Raw genomic sequence first — 15,672 nt, 5'->3', positions numbered from 1 at the left:
CGCACGCTGACCCGACCATAAGCAGACGGGATTTCCCAAGCATGACCCATTTGTTTCGCACAAGTTAACCAGGGTCCGGCCGGAGGGCCGTGCGGCGCCACGGGTACCGTGTTCGGGTGGACAACAGACAGGCAATCGGATCCTGGCTCTCCGGCCCCCGCGCGGCCGCCGAGGAGATGGGCGTCGACTTCGGCTATCCGGGTCAGCAGCTCGGCCTGCCCCAGCAGGGGCCCGGCTCGGTGGCGCGCTTCGGGCGCCGGCTCGGCGCCGTGGCGATCGACTGGATCGGCTGCCAGCTGATTGCCTACGGGCTGATCACCGGCGGCAACCTGGCCGCTGCGGGCAACTGGACCCTCGCGCTGTTCGTGGCCCTCACCATCCTGACGGTGGGCACCGTGGGGTTCACCCCCGGCAAGCGGATCCTTGGCCTCCGGGTGATTTCGGAGTCTGGCGGCCGCCTCGGCATCGTCCGGGTGGTCCTGCGCACGCTGCTGCTGGCCCTGGTCATCCCGGCGCTGATCTGGGACCGCGACGGCCGCGGCCTGCACGACCGGCTGGCCCGCGCGGTCCAGGTCCGCATCTAGGACCGACCGCGGGGAACGCGTACGACACAGGGGTGCCCCCCGAACCCGCGGGTTCGGGGGGCACCCCTGTGTCGTATACGAAAATCAGGTGACCGGGTCAGCGCATCTTTCCGCCGCGCGGCATCTTCATGCCCTTCGGCATGGGGCCCTTCGGCAGCGGCATGTTGCTCATGAGGTCACCCATGGCGCGCAGCTTGTCGTTGACCTCGGTGATCTGCGGGCCGGCCAGGACGCGCGGCAGCTTCAGCAGGGTGGTGCGCACCTTCTTGAGCGGCACCTCGCCCTCGCCCGTGCCCACGATGAAGTCGTGCACCGGCACGTCCGGCATGATCCGGGCCAGCTTCTTCTTCTCGTTCGCGAGCAGCGGCTTCACGCGGTTCGGGTTGCCCTCGGCGATCAGCACGACGCCGGCCTTGCCCACGGCCCGGTGGACGATGTCCTGCTGCCGGGTCATCGCGATGGCCGGGGTGGTCGTCCAGCCCCGCCCCACGTTGTCCAGCACCGCCGCGGCCGCTCCCGGCTGTCCTTCCATCTGCCCGAAGGCGGCCCGCTCGGCCCGTCGTCCGAAGACGATCGCCATCGCGAGGAACGCCACCAGGAATCCGAGGATGCCCAGGTAGATCTCGTGCCCGACCAGGAAGCCGATCGCGAGAAAGACACCGAAGGTGACGATGCCCACGCCCGCGACGATCAGACCGACCTTCGGGTCTGCCTTGCGCGTCATCTTGTACGTCAGGGCGATCTGCTTCAGTCGCCCGGGGTTCGCAGCAGTCTCTGCGTTTGACTTCCTCGCCATACAGCGAAGTTTACGTGGCCTGCGGGGTTCGGGTAGCCGCGGCCTCAAGTACGTGTTCGGTTTCGACCCGGTCCTTGGCCCTCTTGCGGTCCTCCAGGACCGCCGTCCAGGCGTTGCGGCGGGCCCCGCTCATCAACAGGGACTCAATGCCCCGGAAGGCGTCGGAGAGGGTCGGGATGGCAATGGCGCGTACGGGCGCGGCCTGCATGGTGTCGATCCCTTTCACGATGCTCGCCTCGGCGTGATGCGAGCGGTGTGTGCGGTGCGTGGACCAAGCGTCACTGACTGGTGTTACCAGGGCGTGACCGGTCGGTCAAATGTGATTGACACGTTGCAAACGCTGACGCGGCCCGCCGGACTCTTCCTCAGGAAAGAGCCTAGGGGCCGCGCCGATGCAGTATTACTCATTAGTAGCTTTTTGTGCGCGACTTCACACACAGAGTCGCGCCACGCGTCAGACTCGGCTGCGCTCAGACTCGGCTGCGCTTCTCCATCGCCTGCTGGTACAGGCGACCCGCCCGGTACGAGGACCGGACCAGCGGGCCGGACATCACGCCGGAGTAGCCGATCTCCTCGGCCTCCTTCGCCAGCTCCACGAACTCGGCCGGCTTCACCCAGCGCTCGACGGGGTGGTGCCGCGGCGAGGGCCGCAGGTACTGCGTGATGGTGATGAGCTCGCAGCCGGCCTCGTGCAGGTCCTTCAGGGCCTGCGAGACCTCCTCGCGCTCCTCGCCCATGCCGAGGATCAGGTTCGACTTGGTCACCAGACCGTAGGCACGGGCCTTGGTGATCACGTCGAGCGAGCGCTCGTAGCGGAAGCCCGGGCGGATCCGCTTGAAGATCCGCGGCACCGTCTCGACGTTGTGCGCGAAGACCTCGGGGCGGGAGGCGAAGACCTCCTCCAGCAGCTCCGGGACCGCGTTGAAGTCGGGGGCCAGCAGCTCGACCTTGGTGTGGCCGGACTCGCGGCCCGCCGTCTGCTGGTGGATCTGGCGCACGGTCTCCGCGTACAGCCAGGCACCGCCGTCGGCCAGGTCGTCGCGCGCGACGCCCGTGATGGTGGCGTAGTTCAGGTCCATCGTGACCACGGACTCACCGACGCGCCGCGGCTCGTCACGGTCCAGCGCCTCGGGCTTGCCCGTGTCGATCTGGCAGAAGTCACAGCGCCGGGTGCACTGGTCACCACCGATGAGGAAGGTGGCCTCGCGGTCCTCCCAGCATTCGTAGATGTTCGGACAGCCGGCTTCCTGGCACACCGTGTGCAGTCCTTCGCCCTTCACCAGGGCCTGCATCTTGGTGTACTCGGGGCCCATCTTCGCCCGGGTCTTGATCCACTCGGGCTTGCGCTCGATGGGGGTCTGGGCGTTACGGACCTCCAGGCGCAGCATCTTGCGTCCGTCGGGTGCGACTGCGGACACGACCGGCTCCCTGTGACTTCGATTGTTCGGGCGCCCACCAGGGTACGCCCGTAATTTCGTACGCTCTTACGTCGGCCAACCTGCGAGCGGCCGGTCGCATTCCCGGGGGCTAGGAGCCCACTGCCGGCTCTATCTCGCGGGGCCTCAGCTCCGCGTGCTCCAGTACGCCCTTCAGGTGCCGTTCGACCACGGGAAGCACCTCGGCGATGGCGATCTCCCGGCCCAGTTCGTACGAGAGCGAGGTCACACCGGCGTCCCGGATCCCGCAGGGGATGATCCGGTCGAACCAGGTGCTGTCCGGGTTCACGTTGATCGCGAAGCCGTGCATCGTGACGCCCTTGGCGACCCGGATGCCGATGGCGGCGAGCTTGCGGTCCTCGCGGCGCTGGCCGGCGTTGGACGGGGCGTACTCGGGGCCGTTCAGCCGCGCGTCGAACTCCTCGTCGTGCATCCGGGGGTCGAGGTCGAGGGAGAGGCCGCCGATCTTGGGGCGCTCCTCGACGGGATCGCCCAGGACCCAGACGCCGGAGCGGCCCTCGACCCGGGTGGTCTCCACGCCGAACTCGGCGGCGGTGCGGATCAGGGCCTCTTCGAGGCGGCGGACGTGGGCGACGACGTCCACCGGGCGGGGCAGTTTCATGATCGGGTAGCCGACCAGCTGGCCCGGGCCGTGCCAGGTGATCTTGCCGCCGCGGTCCACGTCGACGACGGGGGTGCCGTCGAGCGGGCGCTCACTGGGGTCGGTGCGCCGGCCCGCCGTGTAGACCGGCAGGTGCTCCAGCAGCAGGCAGGTGTCCTCGATCTCGTCCGCGAAGCGGGCCGCGTGCACCCTGCGCTGTTCTTCCCAGGCCCGGGTGTACTCGACGGATTCCGGCCCGAAGCCCAGATGGACAAACCCAAGCTCAGCCACCGCAGCGCCTCCTCGTTGAACCTGCTGTGTGCACGTACCTCACTGAGCAAGGGTACGGCGGCCCGCGCGAGCCCCTTCAGGGCCCCGGCACGGGCTCGGACACGGTCTCCGGCACGGGCTCGGACACGGTCTCCGGCGCGGGCTCCGGCACGGTCTCGGGCTCCGGGACGGGCTCCGGCAGCCGCTTCGGCCGGCGCCGCCCCTTGAGCGGCCGGTCCGGGTCCTCGTCCGCGCGCGGCAGCCGCCGGTGGCCCTCCGAGTGGTCGTTGACCCAGCCGCACACCCCGCACGCGTACCGGCCGTCGAGCCCCGCGATGTAGGTGCCGCAGCGCCGGCACTCCGCCTCGGTCAGTTCGGGCGGGGACAGCGGGACGGTGGATTCGGTTCGCTCCTCGGGGAGGTGCGCCCCGTGGGGCCGAGGGGTCATGGCCCGCAGCGTACGCGGGCGGAGGGGGCCGGTCCGTAAAGGGCCCTACGCATTCTGCACACGATCGGATGAATGTGGGGCAGAGAGGGCGGCATCGGCGAAGTTCGCCGCTACATTCACGCCGTTCACAGGGCCGGGACCCCGGTCCGTCACGTCAGGAAACCGTGGAGCCGATGACGGAACGACCTGCCCAGCGCGTCCCCAACCGGCAGCTCGCGGCGCTGATCGCGGAAGCCGGGTTCTCCAATGCCGGCCTCGCCCGCCGCGTCGACCAGCTAGGCCTGGAGCACGGTCTCGACCTGCGGTACGACAAGACCTCCGTGACCCGATGGCTGCGCGGGCAGCAGCCCCGCGGGACCACCCCGGCGCTGATCGCCGAGGTCTTCACCCGCCGCCTCGGACGCCGGCTCTCCGCCCAGGACCTGGGGCTGGACGCCTGCGCGCCCGTGTACGCCGGGCTGGAGTTCGCGGCCACCCCGGAGGAGGCCGTGGACATCGCGAGCGGGCTGTGGCGCAAGGACTCCGGTTCGCACGCCGAGCTCCGGAAGATCGCCTTCACCCCGGCCGGGCTGGTCGTGCCCAGCCGGGACTGGTTGATCGGCCGGGCCGACGAGCGGGTCGGCCGGGGCGCGGAACCTTCCGCGGCCCGCGTCCCGCTGCAAGGGCGGACCTCGGTGCCCCGGCAGCGCCAGATCGACCGCGGCCCCGGGCAGCGCGTGACCAGCGGGGACATCGCGGCGCTGAGATCGGTCAGCGACCTCTTCCGGACCCTGGACCAGGCCTACGGCGGCGGGCACGCCCGCCAGGCCCTGGTGCGCTACCTGGAGCACGAGGCCGAGCCGATGCTCCGCGGGACCTACGGGGAGACCACCGGGCGGCGGCTGTTCTCGGCCGCCGCCGATCTGACCCGGCTCGCGGGCTGGACGTCCTACGACATCGCCGCGCACGGGCTCGCCCAGCGGTACTTCGTGCAGGCGCTACGGCTCGCGCAGGCGGCCGCGGACCGCCCGTACGGCGCGTACGTGCTGGTCACCATGAGCCGGCAGGCGGTCTACCTCGGTCACGGCCGCGAGGCCGTGCAGCTGGCCCGGGTGGCCCAGCAGGGCGTCGGCTCCGGCCCGCCGCCCGTGGTGCAGGCGCTGCTCCACTCGGCGGAGGCGCGCGGACACGCGGTCCTCGGTGAGGTCCGGGCGTCGACCGCCTCCCTGGTGCGGGCCGAGCGCGCGCTGGGCGCGGCCCGGCCGGGGGACGACGTCCCGCACTGGGCCCGGTTCTACGACGAGGCGCAGCTGGCGGACGAGTTCGGGCACTGCCACCGGGACCTCCAGCAGTACCGGGCCTCGGCGCAGCACGCGGAGCGGTCCCTCCAGCTGCGGGGGCCGGCGTACGCGCGGTCCCGGCTGTTCTGCCGGGTGGTGCTGGCCACGGCCCGATTGGGGCTGGGCGAGCTGGACCAGGCGTGCGCGCTGGGCGCGGAGGCGGCGCAGCAGGCGATGGAGATGCGGTCGGTGCGGGCGGTGGAGTACGTACGGGACTTCGAGCGGCGGCTGGAGCCGTACCGGGACGCCTCGGCGGTGCGGACCTACCGGGACCGGGTGGCCGCCCTGTCCTGAAGCGCCCTTGCAGGATCCAGGAGCGCCCTGAAGCGCCCCCGAGCGCCCCGGGACACGCGGCAGGGGCCCGGTCCTGTCACGGGACCGGGCCCCTGTTTCGGCTGTGGTTCTCAGGCCGCCACCGGGAGTGCGGGCCCCGGGGCGACCGGGAGCCGGATGCCGAAGTCGCGCAGGACGGCGCCGGTGGCGCGGCGGGCCGAGTGCAGGGCCCCCTGGACGGTGTTGGTGTCGCGGTGGTCGCCGCACACGTACAGCCCGGCCAGTACCCGTACGGGACGCCGCATGTCGTGCGGCGGGGGCATCGCGGGGACCGCCTCCGGGGTGTGGTGGACGGCCAGCAGTTCCCACTCGCGGGTGGGGGTGTCGTAGAGCCGGGCCAGCCGTGCGGCGACCGTGCGCACGGGCGGCGGCGGGCCGAGCACGGTGGTGGTGACCAGGCTCCGGCCCGCCGGGGCCCGGGACGGGTCGACCGCGCTCATCACGGCCGTGTGGGAGACGGGCCACTTGGGGTCCCCGTCCAGGAGCAGCGAGCCGTCCCGGGGCAGGGGTGCGGTGGTGGCGTGGTGCAGGACGGTGACCTCGTGGAAGGCCGGCACGCGCAGGCCGGGCAGGAGCTCGGCGGCGGCGCGGGCCCCGGTGGCCAGCAGGACGGAACGGCAGCGGAAGTCGCCGTGCTCCTCGGTCGTGACCAGGTTGGTCGCCACCGACCGGACCCGTACCCCGGTCCGTACGGTGCCGGGCGGCAGGGCGGCGGCGAGCAGGTCGGGCAGGGCCGCAGCGCCGCCCTCGGGCACGGCGAGGCGGCCGCGGGCGAAGGTGCGCAGGGCGAGGTCGGCGACCCGGCTGGAGGTGGTGAGCTCCGGGTCGCGCAGCAGGGTGGCGAGCAGGGGGCGGAGCGCTCCGTTCAGGGTGCGCGTCGGCAGCCCGCGGGAGCGCAGGGCGGCGTGGGCGGTGCGCTCGGGACGGGCGAGCAGCTTCTCCTCGGGCAGGGTGGCGAGCCGGCCGAGGGCGGCGCTGATCCGGGCCTGGTCGAGGGAGCCGCTGGCCAGGGCCCGGGCCGGGGTGAGGACCCCGACCCGCAGCTGTTTGCCGTCGGTGTGGACGAGGACGCCCGGGGTGAAGGGGCGCAGGTTCAGGGCCCGCAGGCCGGGGGTGCGTTCGAGCTCCGCGTACGAGGTGTTGAGCAGTTGCCCGATCCGGTCCAGCCGGAACCCGTCGACGGACTCGGTGGCCATCCGCCCGCCGGGGTCGTCCGCGGCTTCCAGGACGGTGACCGTGACTCCGGCGGCGATCAGGTGCTGCGCTGCCGCGAGTCCTGAGACTCCGGCTCCTACGATGACGACGTCCGCATGGTGTGCGGCATGGTGTGCGCTGCTGAGCACGTGCCCCTCCTCGAGGTCGGCGCGGCTGTGTGGGGATCCTCCTTCCCCCAACCAGTTAAAGGGGAACCCCAGTTCGGCGTGACATTGCGGTCAACTCCGGTCGCACAGCGGTCGCATATGGGTCACGAACGGTCGCACGGTGGTCGCACGCGGATCTCAGAGCGCGGCGCGGATCGCCTGCTCGATGCCGGGGTCGTGGAAGACGAAGCCGGACTCCAGCAGCCGCGCGGGCCGGGCCCGCTGACTGCCCAGCACGTCCTCGGAGAACTCCCCCAGCACCACGCGCAGGGCCACGGCCGGCACCGGCAGCAGCGCGGGCCGGCGCAGCACGCGGGCCATGGCCTCGGTGACCTGGCGGTTGGTCAGCGGCTCCGGGGCGGTCAGGTTGACCGGGCCGGACAGGCCCGGGGTGTCGATGACGTGCCGCAGCGCCGCGATCTCGTCCCGGAGGGAGATGTACGACCAGTACTGGCGGCCGTTGCCGAGCCGGCCGCCGATACCGGCGCGGAAGATCGGGAACATCCGCCCCCAGGCCCCGCCCTCACGGGCCACGACCAGCCCGGTACGGGCGAACGCGGTCCGGATCCCGGCCTCCTGGGCGGGGGCGGCGGCGGCCTCCCACTCCACGCAGACCGAGGGCAGGAACCCCTGCCCGGCCGGGGCCGCCTCGTCGACGGCCCGGTCACCGGTGTCCCCGTAGTAGCCGACGGCCGAACCGCTGACCAGGACGGCGGGCGGCTCGTCGAGGGCGGCGAGGGCGTGCGCGAGCGCGGCGGTGCCGAGCACCCGGCTGTCACGGATCTCCCGCTTGTACGCGGCCGTCCACCGGTGGTCCCCGACCCCGGCCCCGGCCAGGTGCACGACGGCCCCGCAGCCGACCAGCCCGGCGGGGTCCACGTACCCGCGCACCGGATCCCACCGCGCCTCGTCCGCGCCGACGGGCTCCCGCCGCACGAACCGCACCACCTCGTGCCCGTCCGCCCGCAGGGACCGCACGAGTGCACTTCCGATGAGCCCGGTCGCCCCGGTGACAGCAATGCGCATGCCCCCATCCTGCCGGGTCGCTGCGCTGGCTTCCGCGAATGTCACCACACGGCGCTCCGCGCCCGCGCCTCAATCGCCGGCGGGGCTGAAATCAAGCCCCGCCGGCGTTTGAGGCGCGGGGTCCGGGGCGGAGCCCCGGGTCAGGCGGTCGTGCCGAGCCAGGTGCCCACCGAGTAGGTGACCGCCATCGCGAGGGCGCCGCCCAGGACGTTGCGGGCGACCGCCCTCGGCACCGGCGCCCCGCCCAGCCGCGCGCTGATCACCCCGCACAGCGTCAGCGCGGCCAGCACCGCCACCACCGTCACCGGCACCCGCTGCGACGGCCCCGGCAGGATGATCGCCAGCAGCGGCAGCAGCGCCCCCACCGTGAAGGCGAGGAGACTGGCGAAGGCCGCGTGCCACGGATTGGCGAGCTCGTCGGGGTTGATCCCGAGCTCCACCCGGGCATGGGCCCGCAGCGCGTCCCGCTCCGTCAGCTGCTCGGCGGCCTCCCGCGCCACGTCCCGGCTGAGCCCCCGCTCGGCGAGCAGGTCGGTGAGTTCGTCGAGCTCCGCCTCCGGCTCTTCGGCCAGTTCCCGGCGCTCCAGGTCGAGCGCCGCCCGTTCGGAGTCCCGCTGGGAACTGACGGAGACGTACTCCCCCGCCGCCATCGACAGCGAGCCCGCCAGCAGCCCGGCGACGCCCGCCGCCAGGATCGCCGAGCGCGAGGTGGTGGCCCCCGCCATACCGACCACCAGACCCGCGGTGGAGATGATCCCGTCGTTGGCGCCGAGCACACCCGCGCGCAGCCAGTTGAGCCGCGTGCTGATCTCCGCGCTCTGCGAGCCGTCGCCCTTGCCGTGCGCCTCGACGTGGGCCTCGCCGGGCCGTTTCCCCGCGCCTTCGCTTGCCGTCACGCCCCCACTGTCGCGGCCCGGGGCGTACGAAGCCACCCGGCGGGGCGGTCCGGGGTGCGCGGGCCCGGCCCCCGTACCAGGGTGGAGGGGTGAGACGCGGACGTCAGGAGACGGGCCGGCTGCGCGGCGAGCCGCCGCCGCGCTGGGCCCGGATCGCGCCCGCGGCGGCCCTGGTCGTACTGGTACTGGCCCAGGCGGTCACCCCGGGCGCGGAGCTCGGGTTCTTCCTGGCCGGTCTGCCCCCGGTGGCCGCGTTCGCGTACGGGGCGGCCGGTACCGCGGCCTTCGCCGGCATCGTCCTCCTGTTGCTGGGGGTCCACTCGCTCGGCGTCGCCAACGCCCGGGGCACGGACCTGGCCACGGTGGCCGTCGTCGGCGTGCTGAGCGTGGTGATCGCCTGGGTCCGTCAACGCCGGGACGAGCAGCTGGTCAGCGTACGGACGGTGGCGGAGGCGGCCCAGCTCGCGGTCCTCCCACCGGTACCGGAGCGGGTGGGTCCGGTGCGCTGCTCGGGCCTCTACCGGGCGGCGCAGCACGGCACGCTGGTCGGCGGCGACCTGTACGACGTACGGGCCGGGCCGTACGGGGTGCGGGCGCTGGTCGGGGACGTCCAGGGGCACGGGCTGGCGGCGGTCGGCACGGTGGCGGCGCTGCTCGGGGCCTTCCGCGAGGCCGTGATCGACGACGTCGGACTCGGGGCGGTCGCGGCCCGGCTGGACCGACGGCTGGTGGCGGACGCGGCGGCCGCGGCGGTCGAGCATCCGGAGCTGTTCGCCACGGCCGTGCTGCTGGAGTTCCCGCCCGGGCTGGATGTCGTACGGATCGTGTCGTGCGGGCACCCGTCGGCCCTGCGGGTCCGCGGATCGGCGGTGGAAGAGGTGATCGTCGAGCCGGGGCCGCCCCTGGGCCTGGGGCTCACCGGTCCGACCCCGCCGGTCGCGACGGAGCTGGCGGTGCTCCCCGGGGACCAGCTGCTGCTGCACACCGACGGCGTGACGGAGGCCCGCGACGCGACGGGGCACTTCTACCCGCTGGCCGCCCGGGTACCCGTACTGGCCCGGGACCCGGCGGGGCTGGTCGGGGCGGTGTGGCGGGACCTCGCGGCCTTCACGGAGGGCGGCCCGAACGACGACGTGGCCCTGCTGCTGCTGTCCCTGGACGGACGGGACCCGGCGGCGTAGGCCGTGTGCCGGACGGTCCCGACCGGCCGCGCTCGGCCGGCCGGGACCCCCTGTCATGCGGTGCGTGACTCCTGCGGTGCGTGACGAGCCGCAGCGACCACGGCCGACGGCTGGAGCCCGACAGGTGACGCGTGACGCGTGACACCCGACGCGTCACACCCAACGTCCGGCGCCTACGACTCCGTGATGAACGCGCGCACCATCTTGCAGGTGACGTTCGACGGCCGGTGGATCCCCGTCCGAACGGCCATCGTCCGGATCTTCCGGTTGGTGGCCCGGCGGGCGTCGTACGTCCCCGAGTCGAGCAGGGATATCGCCAACCGCATCGCCTTCAGACGGCGGTTGTGGCTCTCGTACCACTCGCGGGGCAGCCCCGCCGGCAGCGGCTTCTTCTTGACGTGCTGGACGGTGGTGGCAGTGGCCATCTACAGCCTCCCAAACGGTAGTTGGCTTCCTGTCGTTCTTCCTCGATTTTACCGGGGACCACTGACAAAAGCCCCTGGCCAGACCGACCCTGGGTAGGGTTGACGTCATGGAGATCTGGATCAATCCCGCCTGTTCCAAGTGCCGCAGCGCCCTGACCCTGCTGGACGCGGAGGGTGCCGATTACACGGTGCGCCGCTACCTGGAGGACGTGCCCTCCGAGGACGAGATCCGCGAGGTGCTCGGCCGTCTCGGGCTGGAGCCGTGGGACATCACGCGCACCTCGGACCCGCTGGCCAAGGAGACCGGCGTGCGGGACCTGCCGCGCGAGGAGACCGACGCGGCGCGCGGGCTCTGGATCGCCCACCTGGCCGCTCACCCGAAGCTCATCCAGCGCCCGATCATCACCGCCGAGGACGGCACGGCCGTGGTCGGCCGCTCCGAGGAGGCCGTCCGCGAGGCGCTGTCCCGCAAGGGCTAGGGGCCCCGTCCCGCAAGGGCTAGAAGACGCGCCGGACGATCTCCGCGGCCGCCGTCAGCGGCAGCGCGTGGTGCGGGACCCCGGGCAGCACGTCGACGCGCGCGCCCGGCAGCGCCCCGCGCGCCGCCCGGGCCGCGCGGCCGGAGTCGTGGCAGCGGGCCAGCCCGGCGAAGAGGACGTCGACCCGGGGGCCCGCGCCCGAGGACTGTGCGAGCCCGGCCAGGTCCGGGCGCGGCCCGGTGACCGGCCGCACGGTGGGTAAGCCCGCACCCTCCTCCTGGAGCCGCAGCCAGGCCGGATCGAGCGCGGCCCCGCGGGACTCCCAGGCGAGGAAGGAGCGGACCCGCTCCGGGGTGGGCCGCACCAGCATGGGCAGCGCGCGCAGTACGTAGCCCGGGCGCAGCCCCGCGAAGACCTGGGTCGGGTCGAGCAGCACCAGGCGGCCCAGCCGGTCCGGGCGGCGGGCGGCGTAGTGGGCGGCGATCCAGGCCCCGTACGAGTGCCCGGCGAGGGTCACCGGCCCGGGCTGCGGGCCCAGCCCGTCGAGGACCGCGTCGAGCCAGCCGACCAGGTCCCCGGGGGACCGGATCGCCCGGTCGGGCGCCGGAACGCTGAGCCCCGGGTCCCCCACCAGGTCAACGGCGTGCACCCGGTGGGCGCGGGCCGCCCCGGCCGCGACGCAGGCGCCCCACACGGTGGAGGTGGCCCCGCCGCCGGGCAGCAGCACCAGCGGCGGCGCGTCGGCCGGACCGCAGCGGTTGACGCGGGTGACCCCGTACGGGGTGGCCAGGTCGACGGCCTCAACGGGGCCGGGCCACCGGCCGAGCACCGCGTCGTAGGCGGCGCGGAAGGAAGACGTCCGGTGCATGCGCCGCTCCCCTGCCTCATCCAATGCCTCGCTGGGCAATAATCTCGCTCAACGAGAGATTCCGCCAGGGGGCGACATGGACGACCGCAGGGACCCGGACCATCGGGAACCCGAAATCGAGGCATCCGAAATCGAGGGATCCGAAATCGAGGAACCCGACAACCTTCGACTGGTGCACCTCCTCCGCGCGGTGACCGTCGAGTTCGGCCTGCGCCAGGCCGACTTCGCCGCCCGCAACGGCATGCACCCCACCGACGTACGCGCCCTGATCTGCCTGCTCGACGCGGCCCGCGCGGCCGAACCGGCCACCGCGGGCCTGCTCGGCGCCCGGCTCGGCCTCAACTCCGCCGGCACCACCGCCGTGATCGACCGCCTCGAACGGCTCGGCCACGTGGCACGCATCCGCGACGACCACGACCGGCGCCGGATCCTGCTGCACGTGGAGCCGGCGGCGATCCGTCTGGGCCGGGAGTTCTTCGGGCCCCTGATCGACGGGGTGCTCCAGGTGCTCGACTCCTTCGACCCCGCCGAACGGGAGACCGTGCGCCGCTTCCTGACGGCCACCCATGCCGCCTTCGCCCCGGAGCCGCGCCCGTGACCGCCCCCGACCAGGGACCCGGCGGCGCCGACCTGCACCTGGAACTTCCCGCCGAGGGCGCCCGGCGGACCGCCCTCGCCCAGGCCCTGCGCAGCGCGGTGCGCAGCGGCCGACTGGCCGGCGGGACCCGGCTGCCGCCGTACCGGACCCTGGCCGCCGACCTCGGGCTGGCCCGCAACGCCGTCGCCGACGCGTACGCCGAGCTGGTCGCGGAGGGCTGGTTCACGGCCCGGCAGGGCTCCGGCACCCTGGTCGCCGAGGGGGTCGCGACCGCCGACGCACCGGCCGCCGAGGCCGGGCCCGTACCCGACCGACCCCGCCACGACCTGCTCCAGGGCAAGCCCGACCCCGCCTCCTTCCCGCGCGGTGCCTGGGCCGCCAGCGCCCGCCGGGCCCTGGCCGAGGCGCCCACCGAAGCCTTCGGGCCCGGAGATCCGCAGGGTCGCCCCGAACTGCGGCGGGCCCTCGCCGGCTACCTGTCCCGGGCGCGGGGCGTGCGCTGCGGCCCCGAGAACATCGTGATCTGCTCCGGCTTCGCCAACGGACTGCGGCTCCTGTCGTCCGTCCGGCCCCGCGACTGGGCCGTCGAGGCGTACGGGCTGCCCTTCCATCACGGCATCCTCCAGGCCGCCGGGGTCCGCCCGCACCCCGTCACGGTCGACGAGGACGGCGCCCGGACGACGGAACTTCCCTCCCGGGCCCGTACGTTGCTGCTCACACCGGCGCACCAGTTCCCTACGGGCGGCCGCCTGCTGCCCGCACGGCGGGCCGCCGCCGTGGAATGGGCCCGCGGCGCCGACGGCGTGATCGTCGAGGACGACTACGACGGGGAATTCCGATATGACCGCAAACCGGTCGGCGCGCTCCAGGGACTGGCCCCCGAGCACGTGGTGTACGCGGGCTCGTTGAGCAAGAGCCTCTCCCCCGCGCTGCGCCTGGGCTGGCTGGTCCTCCCCGACCAGCTGCGCGACCAGGTGCTGGCCGCGAAGGGGCTGCGGGAGTCCTGGGCGAGCGCGCTGGACCAACTGGCACTGGCCGACTTCATCGAGTGCGGGGCGTACGACCGCCACGTGCGCCGGATGCGGCTGCGCTACCGGGGCCGCCGCGACCAGCTGGTCGCCGTACTGGCGGCACGCGCCCCGGAGGTCCGGGTGACGGGCATCTCGGCCGGCCTGCACGCCGTCCTGGAACTCCCCGCGGGCCGGGAATCCCCGGCCCTCGCGGCGGCCCGCGCCGCGGGCCTGGCCCTGGACGGCCTGTCGTCCTACCAGCACCCGGCCGACCCGACCCCACCCCGCGAGGGCCTGGTGGTCGGCTACGCGGCGCCCCCGGACTCGGCGTTCGCCCGGGCCCTCGCATCCCTGGCGGGGGTGGCGGGCGGGCCGGAATGAGGAGGACCGGAAGCCACCGCCGCACCTCCCGGCTCCGGTGCCTCTTCACCTCGCCCCCATCTCCCGCCCCCTAGGGTGGCCAGGGCAGCAAAGTGGTACGTATCAGATCAAAGGGACCCGTTGTGAATGAGGAGCAGCAGCCACACGGCCGGGCGGACCAGCCGACCCTCCCCTCCGGGGCGGCCTCACGACCCGGGCGGCGGGGGGCCGACTGGATGTTCGGTGGGGTGTACGGGACCGTGCTGGCCAGTGCACTGCTGGCCGCGCTGCACCAAAAGGGGGAGGAGTTCACCCCGTACTACGACGCCAGCTGGGTGCTCGTGACGGCCGCGACCGCCGGGCTCGCGCACGGCTACTCGCACCACATGGCCTCCCACCGGGGGGAATCCGCCGGGCACCGGTGGCGGATGCTGGTCCTTGCGTTGTGGAACGAGTGGCCGCTGATCGTGGCCGCCCTGCCCACCGTCCTGCTGCTGGTCGCCGCCGGGCTGTTCGACTGGGACGCCTACGCGGTGAGCGCCGTCGGGCTGGGAGTGAACACCGCCCTGCTGTTCACCTGGGGTGCGCTCGTCGCGCTCCGCGTGGGCTACCGGCTCGGCTCCGCCCTGGCGATCGGCATGGCGGACGCCACGATCGGCCTGGCCATCATCGTGGCGAACGCGGTGATCAAGTAGCGCGGCGGTCAGGTGGGGAGCTGCGCCTCCGCCTCGGCCAGGATCTCCGTCAGTCGGGCCCCGAACTCCGCCCCGCGCGGATCCGGCACCCCCGTCCGGGCCGCGGTGAGCAGCGCGTCCAGGGCGCGCCCGTAGGCGCCCGGTACGTCGCTCCAGCCGGGCAGTTCGTGCACGCCCTCGGTGCCGCGCAGTTCGAGCCCGACCCCGGCGGCCGCGCGCGGCGCGCCCAGGCTGAGCACGGCGGTGCTGGCCGCGCCGGAGGTGTGCCGGAGTGCCAGTTGGACCACGTCGGAGGGGCCTCGGGTGGCGCTGATCTCGGTGACCTCGCCGAGGACCGGGATCAGGACGGACAGGGCGTGCGGGCCGACGTCCCACAGCCCGCCCTTGGCCTTGCGCCAGGGCGAGTCGGCGTAGGCGCTCGGCGTTCCGTCGGAGGGGAAGACGGCGCCGAGCCAGTGGGCGGCGGCCGTGAACCAGCCGGTGCGCGCGGCCTGTTCCTCGACCCAACCCGCGGTGGGCTCGGCGAAGCGCAGGGTGAGGAAGACGACGGAGGCGACCTGGTGGCGCGCGGCCGCTTCGGCGACGGCGCGGGCGTCCTCCACGGTGGTGGCGACGGGCTTGTCGAGGAGCAGGTGGCATCCCGCGGCGGCGGCGCGGACGGCCATGGCGGCCTGCACGTCGGGCGGCAGGGCGAAGGCGACGGCGTCACACTCGGCGAACAGCTCGTCGGGGTCTTCGTACACCTTCACGCCGTACTCGTGCGCCAGCTCGGCCGCGGCCTCGGGCCGGCGGCCCCACACGCCGGCGAAGTCGGAGTCGGCGTGCGCGGCGAGGGCGGGGGCGTGGGTGCGGTGCGCCCAGGGGCCGGTGCCCAGCAGCCCGACCCGGGGGCGGCGGTCCACGGGGGCCTGATCGGCGGTGCCGGCGGTATCGGCGGCACCTTCGGCAACGCGTTCGGCGGCGCTCTCGACGGGGCCCTCGGCGGA

18 protein-coding genes are annotated in these 15,672 nt (G+C 73.8%); 7 read left to right on the top strand and 11 right to left on the bottom strand.

The annotated features are described in order from the left end of the window. Window positions 1–116 precede the first annotated feature (116 nt). On the top strand, window positions 117–584 hold the full coding sequence (locus OG594_RS10235) for an RDD family protein (protein ID WP_266597397.1): 468 nt from the start codon (window positions 117–119) through the stop codon (window positions 582–584). 97 nt (window positions 585–681) lie between these two features. On the opposite strand, the gene OG594_RS10230 is transcribed toward OG594_RS10235, so the two are convergent. The 5 genes from OG594_RS10230 to OG594_RS10210 all read right to left on the bottom strand — a co-directional run bounded on the left by OG594_RS10230 (window position 682) and on the right by OG594_RS10210 (window position 4,135). Continuing rightward, the gene (locus OG594_RS10230) at window positions 682–1,380 is read right to left on the bottom strand and encodes a DUF4191 domain-containing protein (RefSeq protein WP_266597395.1); all 699 of its coding nucleotides are present in this window, start codon (window positions 1,378–1,380) and stop codon (window positions 682–684) included. A 10-nt stretch (window positions 1,381–1,390) separates the two neighbouring features. Next, window positions 1,391–1,588 (bottom strand): hypothetical protein, encoded by a 198-nt coding sequence (locus tag OG594_RS10225; protein ID WP_030010916.1) that lies wholly within the window; start codon window positions 1,586–1,588, stop codon window positions 1,391–1,393. Between the two features lie 262 nt (window positions 1,589–1,850). Further along, entirely contained in the window at window positions 1,851–2,798 is a 948-nt protein-coding gene (gene lipA, locus OG594_RS10220; RefSeq protein WP_030010915.1) for a lipoyl synthase, read from the bottom strand. A 109-nt stretch (window positions 2,799–2,907) separates the two neighbouring features. Further along, on the bottom strand, window positions 2,908–3,708 hold the full coding sequence (gene lipB, locus OG594_RS10215) for a lipoyl(octanoyl) transferase LipB (protein ID WP_266597392.1): 801 nt from the start codon (window positions 3,706–3,708) through the stop codon (window positions 2,908–2,910). A 76-nt stretch (window positions 3,709–3,784) separates the two neighbouring features. Then, window positions 3,785–4,135: a hypothetical protein gene (locus tag OG594_RS10210; protein WP_266597390.1), complete on the bottom strand. Its 351-nt coding sequence runs from the start codon at window positions 4,133–4,135 to the stop codon at window positions 3,785–3,787. A 173-nt stretch (window positions 4,136–4,308) separates the two neighbouring features. On the opposite strand from OG594_RS10210, the gene OG594_RS10205 reads away from it, so the two are divergent. Then, window positions 4,309–5,748 carry a regulator gene (locus tag OG594_RS10205; protein WP_266597388.1) on the top strand — a complete coding sequence of 480 codons (1,440 nt, stop codon included), beginning with the start codon at window positions 4,309–4,311 and terminating at the stop codon, window positions 5,746–5,748. Window positions 5,749–5,858: 110 nt separating this feature from the next. Here OG594_RS10205 and OG594_RS10200 read toward each other — a convergent pair whose 3' ends face one another. The 3 genes from OG594_RS10200 to OG594_RS10190 all read right to left on the bottom strand — a co-directional run bounded on the left by OG594_RS10200 (window position 5,859) and on the right by OG594_RS10190 (window position 8,983). Beyond that, complete coding sequence (locus OG594_RS10200; protein WP_266597386.1) at window positions 5,859–7,130, bottom strand: NAD(P)/FAD-dependent oxidoreductase; 1,272 nt, start codon at window positions 7,128–7,130, stop codon at window positions 5,859–5,861. Between the two features lie 156 nt (window positions 7,131–7,286). Beyond that, a complete protein-coding gene (locus OG594_RS10195; RefSeq protein ID WP_266597384.1) occupies window positions 7,287–8,174 on the bottom strand; it encodes a TIGR01777 family oxidoreductase in 888 nt (295 codons plus the stop codon). 140 nt (window positions 8,175–8,314) lie between these two features. Further along, window positions 8,315–8,983 (bottom strand): VIT family protein, encoded by a 669-nt coding sequence (locus OG594_RS10190; protein ID WP_266602765.1) that lies wholly within the window; start codon window positions 8,981–8,983, stop codon window positions 8,315–8,317. 176 nt (window positions 8,984–9,159) lie between these two features. Here OG594_RS10190 and OG594_RS10185 point away from each other — a divergent pair, with 176 nt between their 5' ends. After that, on the top strand, window positions 9,160–10,251 hold the full coding sequence (locus OG594_RS10185; protein WP_266597382.1) for a PP2C family protein-serine/threonine phosphatase: 1,092 nt from the start codon (window positions 9,160–9,162) through the stop codon (window positions 10,249–10,251). A gap of 173 nt (window positions 10,252–10,424) precedes the next feature. Here the strand turns inward: OG594_RS10185 and OG594_RS10180 are convergent, their stop codons facing one another. Then, the gene (locus OG594_RS10180; RefSeq protein WP_150257157.1) at window positions 10,425–10,676 is read right to left on the bottom strand and encodes a hypothetical protein; all 252 of its coding nucleotides are present in this window, start codon (window positions 10,674–10,676) and stop codon (window positions 10,425–10,427) included. Between the two features lie 107 nt (window positions 10,677–10,783). Here OG594_RS10180 and OG594_RS10175 point away from each other — a divergent pair, with 107 nt between their 5' ends. Further along, a complete protein-coding gene (locus OG594_RS10175) occupies window positions 10,784–11,155 on the top strand; it encodes an ArsC/Spx/MgsR family protein (protein WP_030012990.1) in 372 nt (123 codons plus the stop codon). Between the two features lie 19 nt (window positions 11,156–11,174). Here OG594_RS10175 and OG594_RS10170 read toward each other — a convergent pair whose 3' ends face one another. Beyond that, window positions 11,175–12,023: an alpha/beta fold hydrolase gene (locus tag OG594_RS10170; protein WP_266597379.1), complete on the bottom strand. Its 849-nt coding sequence runs from the start codon at window positions 12,021–12,023 to the stop codon at window positions 11,175–11,177. 76 nt (window positions 12,024–12,099) lie between these two features. Here OG594_RS10170 and OG594_RS10165 point away from each other — a divergent pair, with 76 nt between their 5' ends. The 3 genes from OG594_RS10165 to OG594_RS10155 all read left to right on the top strand — a co-directional run bounded on the left by OG594_RS10165 (window position 12,100) and on the right by OG594_RS10155 (window position 14,686). Continuing rightward, on the top strand, window positions 12,100–12,621 hold the full coding sequence (locus OG594_RS10165) for a MarR family transcriptional regulator (protein WP_266597377.1): 522 nt from the start codon (window positions 12,100–12,102) through the stop codon (window positions 12,619–12,621). Then, entirely contained in the window at window positions 12,618–14,012 is a 1,395-nt protein-coding gene (locus tag OG594_RS10160; RefSeq protein ID WP_266597375.1) for a PLP-dependent aminotransferase family protein, read from the top strand. Before OG594_RS10165 ends, OG594_RS10160 begins: the two co-directional genes overlap by 4 nt. A gap of 122 nt (window positions 14,013–14,134) precedes the next feature. Next, window positions 14,135–14,686, top strand: a complete 552-nt coding sequence (locus tag OG594_RS10155; protein WP_266597373.1) for a hypothetical protein — start codon at window positions 14,135–14,137, stop codon at window positions 14,684–14,686. An 8-nt stretch (window positions 14,687–14,694) separates the two neighbouring features. Here OG594_RS10155 and OG594_RS10150 read toward each other — a convergent pair whose 3' ends face one another. Further along, the gene (locus tag OG594_RS10150; protein WP_266602763.1) at window positions 14,695–15,588 is read right to left on the bottom strand and encodes a Gfo/Idh/MocA family protein; all 894 of its coding nucleotides are present in this window, start codon (window positions 15,586–15,588) and stop codon (window positions 14,695–14,697) included. Window positions 15,589–15,672: the final 84 nt, after the last annotated feature.

It is taken from the genome of Streptomyces sp. NBC_01214 (genome assembly GCF_026340975.1).
Lineage (GTDB): Bacteria > Actinomycetota > Actinomycetes > Streptomycetales > Streptomycetaceae > Streptomyces.
Note: the sequence above shows the minus strand (reverse complement) of the source record. Positions and strands in the feature narration are given on the sequence as shown.